Source organism: Halomonas sp. SIMBA_159 (assembly GCF_046536035.1).
GTDB classification, from domain to species: domain Bacteria; phylum Pseudomonadota; class Gammaproteobacteria; order Pseudomonadales; family Halomonadaceae; genus Vreelandella; species Vreelandella venusta_A.
Genome location: NZ_JAWJBT010001319.1, coordinates 1 through 245, shown reverse-complemented (window position 1 = coordinate 245; position 245 = coordinate 1). Strand labels below are relative to the sequence as shown.

Genomic DNA, 245 nt, shown 5'->3' with positions numbered 1-245 from the left:
CATACCGTCACATTGGCTTGCAGCCGCGTAGCATCAGCAATGAGACACTCCGCACCGATCACGCTGCCTGCCCCCACTCCCACGCGCTCTGCCAACACCACGCCTGCGTCAATCACCGCATTGCCTTGCACCGAGACGCCTTCACCCCGCTTAACGCCGTCTGCTCCCACGGCAGTGGGGGGCACGCCTGCCACGCCACGGGCGGGCAGTGGGCCAAACGGCGGCCCGGGTTTGTCTTACCCCGA

General features: G+C 66.5%; 1 pseudogene. It reads right to left on the bottom strand.

The window, feature by feature from the left end:
* Positions 1-185 (bottom strand): annotated as a pseudogene (locus R0J87_RS23535) (UDP-3-O-(3-hydroxymyristoyl)glucosamine N-acyltransferase); the annotation flags it as partial.
* Positions 186-245 lie beyond the last annotated feature (60 nt).